Origin of the sequence: Mesorhizobium sp. M1A.F.Ca.IN.020.06.1.1 (assembly GCF_004023265.1) — a bacterium.
Taxonomy (GTDB): domain Bacteria; phylum Pseudomonadota; class Alphaproteobacteria; order Rhizobiales; family Rhizobiaceae; genus Mesorhizobium.
On the sequence record NZ_RZSR01000234.1, the window covers coordinates 1 to 7,110 of the forward strand.

Below are 7,110 nucleotides of genomic sequence, written 5' to 3' on the forward strand. Positions count from 1 at the left end.
ATAGAAGGGCGGCCAATCGACCGTTGTCAGCCAGCGGATCAGAAGCTCCGTACCGATGTTGTAGGGCAGGTTGGCGGCGATCTTCACCGGGCCGCCGCCCGCCGTGCCGCCAAGCGCGGCAAAATCCGTCTTCAGCGCATCGCCGGGAATGACCTCGAGCCGGCCGGGATAATGGCCGGACACCTGCGCCAACGCTTCCAGACAGCGCTCGTCGCGCTCGATGGCGATCACGCGTTTGGCGCCGTTGAAGAGCAGCGCCCGCGTCAGCCCGCCGGGGCCGGGCCCGACCTCGATCACGGTCGTCTCGCTGAGGTCGCCGGCCGCGCGCGCGATCTTGCTCGTCAGATTGAGGTCGAGCAGGAAGTTCTGGCCGAGCGCTTTCTTCGCCTGCAAACCGTGGCGCTCAATCACCTCGCGCAGTGGCGGCAATCCGTCGATGGTCGTGCGCCCCCCGCTCAAATCGAGCCTCATGCCGCCGCAGTCCGGCGGCCGCTGTCGGCGAGGCGGCGCGCCAGCCTCAGCGCCGCGATCAGGCTGTCGGCGCGTGCAATGCCCCTGCCGGCGATGTCGAACGCCGTGCCGTGGTCCGGCGAGGTGCGGATGAAGGGCAGGCCGAGCGTCACATTGACGGCCTCGTCGAAGCCCAGCGTCTTGGCTGGGATCAGCGCCTGGTCGTGATACATGCAAAGGGCTGCGTCATAGCCGGCGCGTGCCTGCGGATGGAACATCGTGTCGGCCGGCAGCGGCCCGACGGCGTCGATGCCCTCGGCCTGAAGCGCCTCAACGGCAGGCAGGACGATCGACAGATCCTCCGCGCCCATCGCGCCGCCTTCGCCGGCATGCGGATTGAGCCCGGCGATGGCGAGCCTGGGCCGCGCGATGCCGAAGCGGCTCTCGAGGTCGGCCGCGGTGATGCGTCCTGTGGCCACGATCAGCTCGCTCGTCAGAACCTTCGGCACCTCGGCAAGCGCGATGTGGATGGTGACCGGAACCGTGCGCAATTCGGGCCCGGCAAGCAGCATTACCGGCGTCACCTCGGCGCCGGTGTGGCGCGAGGCCAGATGCGCCAGGTATTCGGTGTGGCCGGGAAAGCGAAAGCCGGCGTCGTAGAGCGGCTTCTTGGCGATGGGACAGGTGACCACCGCTGCGGCGCGGCCGGCGAGGCAGTCGGCGACGGCGCGGTCGATCGCTTCGATGGTGCCCGCGGCATTGGCCGAATTCGGCTTTCCGGGACTGTCCAGATGCCGGGCGTAGAGTGGCACGACGGGCAATGCGCGGGGAAAGTGGTGTGCCGCTTGCCCCGGCAAGGTCTCCATGATCGCCACGTTGGCCCCGATCTGACGCGCCCGCGCCTTGATCAGGGCAGGGTCGGCGAGCAGGTAGAAGGGCGGCACGCCGGCGCTGTCGCCCGCCTGCCAGGCGGTGATGGCGATCTCGGGCCCGATGCCGGATGGATCGCCGACGCTGAGCGCCAGCGGCGCGTCGGTCCTACTTGCGCTCATGGCGTCACGTGGGGCGCCATACCTGCTTCGAAGCAGGGCGGGTGGCTCGAGCCTTGTTCTGTCATGCGCCGCAACGGCCTATCGCTCGACGATGGTGGCCTTCTTGCGCAGTTCCTCGACATATTTCTTGCTGAGCTCGTCGGCGTCCTTGTCGTTGCTGCCGCCTTCGGCCTGGAACACCATCTGGGCGGCCTTGTCGTCGGAAACCTCGCGCGAGGAACAGATACCGATGAACTCGACGCCGCGTTCGGTCTCGCGCGTCGGCGTCGCCCCTCCGACCTTGGTCGCCTTGATCTGTTCGGCCCAGTCCGACGGCAATTGCGGCGCCAGCACGCGGCCGAGATCGCGCACCGTGACGTCGATCAGCCCTTTGGCGAATTCGCGCGTGGTGTTGCAGCCGTTGAAGCGGGCACGCATGGCGTCGGCCTCGCGCTTGCGCTTGGCAAGCGTGGCCGAGCGCTCGGAAGCGGGCACCACGAAGATGACCTGCTGCAGCATATATTCCGTGGCGCTCGGCTTGGAGCCGCCCTTGTCGAGCATGCGGCGGACCGCATCCTGCTCAGTCACCGAGCCACCCTCGCCGGAGCGGTAGCGCGCGCCAAGCGCCTGGTTCCAGGCCATCTGCGCGCGGATGAACTCCTTGAAATGCTCCTTGGTGACGCCCGACTGCGCCATGACGGCGTCGAGCTTCGCGAGCGGCATCTTGTTGTTGGAGGCAAAACGCTGATAGGCGGCGTCGACCTGCTGGTCGGTGATGCGGATGCCGAGCCGCTTGGCCTCGGCAAGCCGCAGCGTCTGGTCGATCATTTCCTTGGCCGCGTCGCCTTTCTTGCGCTGCAGCTTGAAGAATGCGGCGCGATGGGCGATGTCGCCGGTGGTGATCGGTATGTTGTTGACGACATATTTGATCTGGCTGGCGAATGCCGGCGGCGTCATTGCCGCGATCGAAACCGAGGTCGCCGCCACCAGCAGCGCGAATCCTGCCGAAAACAGGTATTTCCTCATCTCACCTTCCCAATTCCTATCCGCCACGACGGCGCCGCACGTCCTCCGAACGCATGCGCTATGTGGTCGACCCCATGCCCGTCCTATGCGGCGAAACAATGTCGCCGGCGCAGGACCCCGAGAATCGGCCCCATTTTCGAAGGATCACGCGCCAATCCAAGCTTCACGCCGGCGACGGCGCACGCGGTGACCGGCGCTGCCTCCGCTTACTGGATCGTGTCAACGCCGCTGGTCGACGAGCCGAAATCGCCGAGCGTGCGGAACGACAGGTTGAAGCCGATATTCTGCGACACCTCCTTGGTGACCGTATCGCGCGTCTGCGAGAACGTCATCACATAGGTGAAGCAGGAATCGTTATAGGCGAAGCCGACGCCGTCCTTAACCAGGACGCTTGTCTCCAGATCGTAGGTGCCGGTGCCGAAGACCCGCCAGCTCTCGGCCAGGTGCGTAGAGGCTCCGAGCGTGACCTCGTGGCGGTCCGTGGCGAAGCCGTAGAGCGGCTGCGCCTGGATGAAGGCATATTTGGCGCTGAGCGAAACCGGCAGGCCGGAATAGGCCGCCTTGATCTCCGCGCGCCTGACCTCGAATGTCTGCTCGTCGAACCGGCCGCTGAGCGAGCCGGAGAAGCCGCTCGGGCTGTTGAAGCCGATGAGGCCGACATAGTCGGACTTGGCGGTCTGCAGGCCCGAATAGGCGCCGACATTGACGAGGTCCGGCGCGTCGAAGGAGTTCTCGCCGCCCAGTTGGTAGGATTGGCCGAAGATGGCGTTGGTGCCCCAGCCGTTTCCATAGGCGCCGGAGTAGCGGAAGCCGACATTGGCGCGCGTGCCGCCTTCGATGCGATCGTAGCCGGAGAACTTGTCGCGCTCGAACAGGGTCGTGGCGTCGAAGACGAAGCTCTGCGCGTCCTCGTTCGGAATGGCCAGCCCGCCGACATATTGCTCGTTCGGCCGCACGAAGATCTGCGCTGTCGGTTCCAGGACATGACTGGAGTTCGACATCGAGAACAGGAGTGGCCAGCGCATCTCCAGGCCGAGCGTGGCCATGTAGCGGGCGAGCGAGGAGCGCATGTCGACATCCTCGCCGAGATTCGCCGCCATCTGGTTGACCGCCGCCAGCGATTCGGATGTGGTCGACACATAGCCGGCGTCGCCACGGAAGGCGAGCAGCGGCGTCAGCTGCAGTCCGTCATCGGTGGTGAAGGTGCGCTTCCATTCGGCCTCCGCCGTCAACCGGCTGGACTGGCCCTCGAGGCCGCGCACGTTGTTAATGGAAGTGTCGTCGAGCGGATTGGCCAGCACCGCGTCCAGCCGGTCCCGGCTGATGACGCGCGCATTGACATTGAGCGACAACTGCCCGCCCGCCACCGACATGTCGGGAATATAGGCGTAGTCGAACGACGGCAGCACCCAGGGCTGCTTGGCGGAGCGCGCCGTCGGGTCGCTGGACAGCGTGTCTTCCTGCACCTCGAATCGCATTGCCCTGACGTCGAAATAATTACGGTCGCTCAGGCCCGTCAGATAGATCGACGACTGGTGGACGAGGTCGTTGTAGCCGTCGATGTTATAGGTGCGCGAAAAATTCTTGTCGGTCTGCAGCAGCACGTCCCAGCCGAAGTTCCAGCGCTCGTTGATGGCGAACTGGCCTTTGGTGCCCATCATGCCGCGGAACTTGTTGGGATCGTTTGGCTCTCCCGAATCGACGGTAAAGCGATTGCCCGTGCCGATGAAGGCGTCCGGATCCTGCTGATTGATGCCGGCGATTTTCAGGCTGTATTCGCCATTGTTGAAGCGCTGCCGCCATTCGGCCTCGCCGAGGAAGCCCTGCTTGGTGTAGCCGCTGCCGGTGACGGTCAGGTCATAGGTCGGCGAGAGCGCGAAATAGTAGGGTACTTTGAGGCCGACGCCGAGGTTGTTGTTGTAGACGATGCCGGGGATCAGGAAGCCGCTCTTGCGCTTGACCGTCGGGTCGGCGATCTCGAAGGCTGGCAAATAGGCAAGCGGATAGCCGAAGAACTCGAAATTCGCATTCTCGAAGCGAACCGTCTTCTTCTCGCCGTTCCAGATGATCTTCCTCGCCTTGACGCGCCATGTCGGTGCCGAGTCGGGCTTGTCCTCGCAAGGCTCGCAAGCGGTGTAGATGCCGTTGTGGAATGTCGTCAGCACGCCGCCCATGCGTTCGGCGCTTTCGGCGGCGAAATAGGCCTTCTCGACCGTCTCGACGCGCAGCGCGTTGACGAAGCCGTCGGCGAAATCCTCGGTGATGTCGATATGCTCGGAATTGATCTTGGTGCCGTCGCTGTTGATGAGCTCGACGGCGCCGCTGGCGACGAGGCGCTTGGTATCGCGGTTGTACACCACTCGCTGGGCGACGAGCTTGTTGCCGCCATAGTCGATCTGCACGCCGCCGACGGCCGTCACGGTGTGCTTGTCGTTGTCATAGACGAGCGTATCGGCGGCCAGCAGCATCTGTGTGCCGGAGGGAACAGGCTTCGCCGTGATGGTCTGCGCCAGCGCCGGCACCGTCGGTACCACGCAAGCGAACAAACATGCCAAGGCTGTCGCCCCATAAAGGCGTGCCAGGCCGGCCTGCCTATGGCTGCGCAAACCAGCCTCCCTCACTAGCCGTCTTCCTTGTATAGCAGAAAAGTCACCCCGAAGAACATAGCCACGAGAACCGGAACCCATGCAGCCACCATTGTAGGCACGAATCCGGCGACCCCGAATGCCTTGACCAGTACCGAAACGACATAAAGCAGAAAGCCGGCCAGGACGCCACCCAGAATCATCGTCGCCGACTGCCCCATCCGCGCAAATCGCATTGAAACTGTTGCCGCAATCAGCGTCATGGCGACGAGGAGAAACGGCAACGCCACCAGCGAATCAAACTGCATGGCGAAGGCATTTGCCTTGAGGCCGAAGGAGCGGGCAACCTCGATCTTTGCCGGCAGCTCGTAGAACGGAATGGTTTCCGGGCGAGCCAGGCGTTCCTGCACGAATTCCGGCTTGAGGTTGGTGGCCACGCGGTCGGAAGCCTCGGCACGGATGTTGCCGTCCTTGAACAGCTTGACGTCCTGCAATTCCCAGTAGCCGTCGCGCAGGAAGGCGCGCGCGGCGTCCTTGCGCTCGACGATGTTGCCCTGCTGGTCGAGGACGAAGAATACCGCGTCCGCCATTTCCAGCCCCTGGTTGAGGATGGCGCGGGCGCCGATGATGGTGTCGCCGGAGTTGGTCTTTTGCCTCAGCCAGGGCGTCGTGTCCTCCGTGACGGCGTTAGACTTGCCGGCGCGCAGCTGGTTTTCCATCTGCTCCGACCAGGAAAAGCCGTGCGCGGCGATCGGGTTGAGCACGCCGACCGACAGCAGGCCGAACATCAGCGCGCCGACGCAGCACGGGAACAGAAACTGCCAGGCCGAAACCCCGGCCGAGCGCGCGATGACGAGCTCGTAGCGGCGGTTGAGCGACACCAGCGTCGCCATCGCCGAAAACAGCCCGACGAAAGGCACCGTCTGCAGCATGATCATCGGCATCCTCAGCGCCGAAATGGCGAAGGCGGTGCCGTAGGTGAAGCCCGGCAGTCCGGTCGTGCGCCCCGAAAGTTCGGTGAAATCGATCAGGAATACCAGCGCCAAAAGGCCGAGGAAGAACCAGATGGTGATCGACACGTAGCGGAAGAAGAAATAGCGGCCCAGCGTCCAGCCCATCGTCAGGCTCCCTGGCCGGAGGTGCCGCGGCGGGCGAGCCACAGCTTGAGCGCCGTCCAGCCCTCGCTCACGCGACCGGCGACATTCGTCATCCAGTCGGCCCAGGCGGCGGGCAGTTCCATGCTCCGCGACGAGACGATGAACCAGGCGGAGACCGCCGACGCCACGATCGGAACGGCGTAGACCATATAAGCGTAGTACCAGACCTTGTCGGCCTTGCCGGCGGCGAAGAAGCCAAGCCAGCGGACGAAAAGGGCGATTGCGATGGCGGTGATCAGCGGATGGATGCGCGCCTCGCGGTGCGAGCGCGCGTCGCCTGCGACCGCAAGCGCGATCAGCGCGAAGACCAGCGAATAGGACCATTCGGAGAAGCGCTGGTTGACCTCGGCCGTATAGCTGCCCGGATTGCGCTGGTACATCTTGTCGTTGGGATCCGGGTCGAGCAGGTATGGCGTCGTCCGGTCCTTGGGCAGCAGCGTGATCTCGTTCGCCGCCGACATGAAGGCCGACAGGTCGAAGGCGTAGGAGGTGAAACGGATGACGGAAAGGTCGCCGGTCACCGATTTGCGGTTGATGACGCCGTCATTCATCATCAGCACCTTCTCGTCGCCTTTTTCGACGATGCTGCCGGTCTTTGCGTAATAGGTGAGGTTGGCGCCTTCCTCGCGCGAATCGGCGACGAAGATGCCACCGAGCTTGTTGTCGGGGAGCCGTTCGCCGATCTGCAGGAACAGGCCGTCGTCGATCTTACGGAAGGTGCCTTCCTGGATGATCAGTGACAGAAGGTCGGCGCGCGAGGCCGCCACCAGCTGCCGGTTCTTCTGCCTGGCATAGGGATCGACGCCGTTATCGACGGCAAAGGAAAAGACGCTGGCCGCCAGCGCCAGCAGAAGGATCGGC

At 64.3% G+C, this 7,110-nt stretch carries 6 protein-coding genes; all 6 read right to left on the reverse strand.

The window, feature by feature from the left end; translation table 11 throughout:
- Positions 1-471 (reverse strand): rRNA adenine N-6-methyltransferase family protein (locus tag EOA60_RS12840; protein WP_281060741.1); only part of this gene is annotated, 471 nt, incomplete at its 3' end.
- On the reverse strand, positions 468-1,502 hold the full coding sequence (gene pdxA / locus EOA60_RS12845) for a 4-hydroxythreonine-4-phosphate dehydrogenase PdxA (RefSeq protein ID WP_095823644.1): 1,035 nt from the start codon (positions 1,500-1,502) through the stop codon (positions 468-470). The genes EOA60_RS12840 and pdxA, both read right to left, overlap by 4 nt.
- Positions 1,503-1,580: 78 nt before the next feature.
- Complete coding sequence (locus EOA60_RS12850) at positions 1,581-2,507, reverse strand: peptidylprolyl isomerase (RefSeq protein ID WP_066995711.1); 927 nt, start codon at positions 2,505-2,507, stop codon at positions 1,581-1,583.
- A 206-nt stretch (positions 2,508-2,713) separates the two neighbouring features.
- Positions 2,714-5,128 carry an LPS-assembly protein LptD gene (locus EOA60_RS12855; protein WP_164893831.1) on the reverse strand — a complete coding sequence of 805 codons (2,415 nt, stop codon included), beginning with the start codon at positions 5,126-5,128 and terminating at the stop codon, positions 2,714-2,716.
- Positions 5,128-6,210: an LPS export ABC transporter permease LptG gene (gene lptG, locus EOA60_RS12860; RefSeq protein WP_095823642.1), complete on the reverse strand. Its 1,083-nt coding sequence runs from the start codon at positions 6,208-6,210 to the stop codon at positions 5,128-5,130. The genes EOA60_RS12855 and lptG overlap by 1 nt, the downstream gene beginning before the upstream one ends.
- A gap of 2 nt (positions 6,211-6,212) precedes the next feature.
- Positions 6,213-7,110: LptF/LptG family permease (locus EOA60_RS12865; protein ID WP_128311433.1), on the reverse strand; the 898-nt coding region annotated here is incomplete at its 5' end.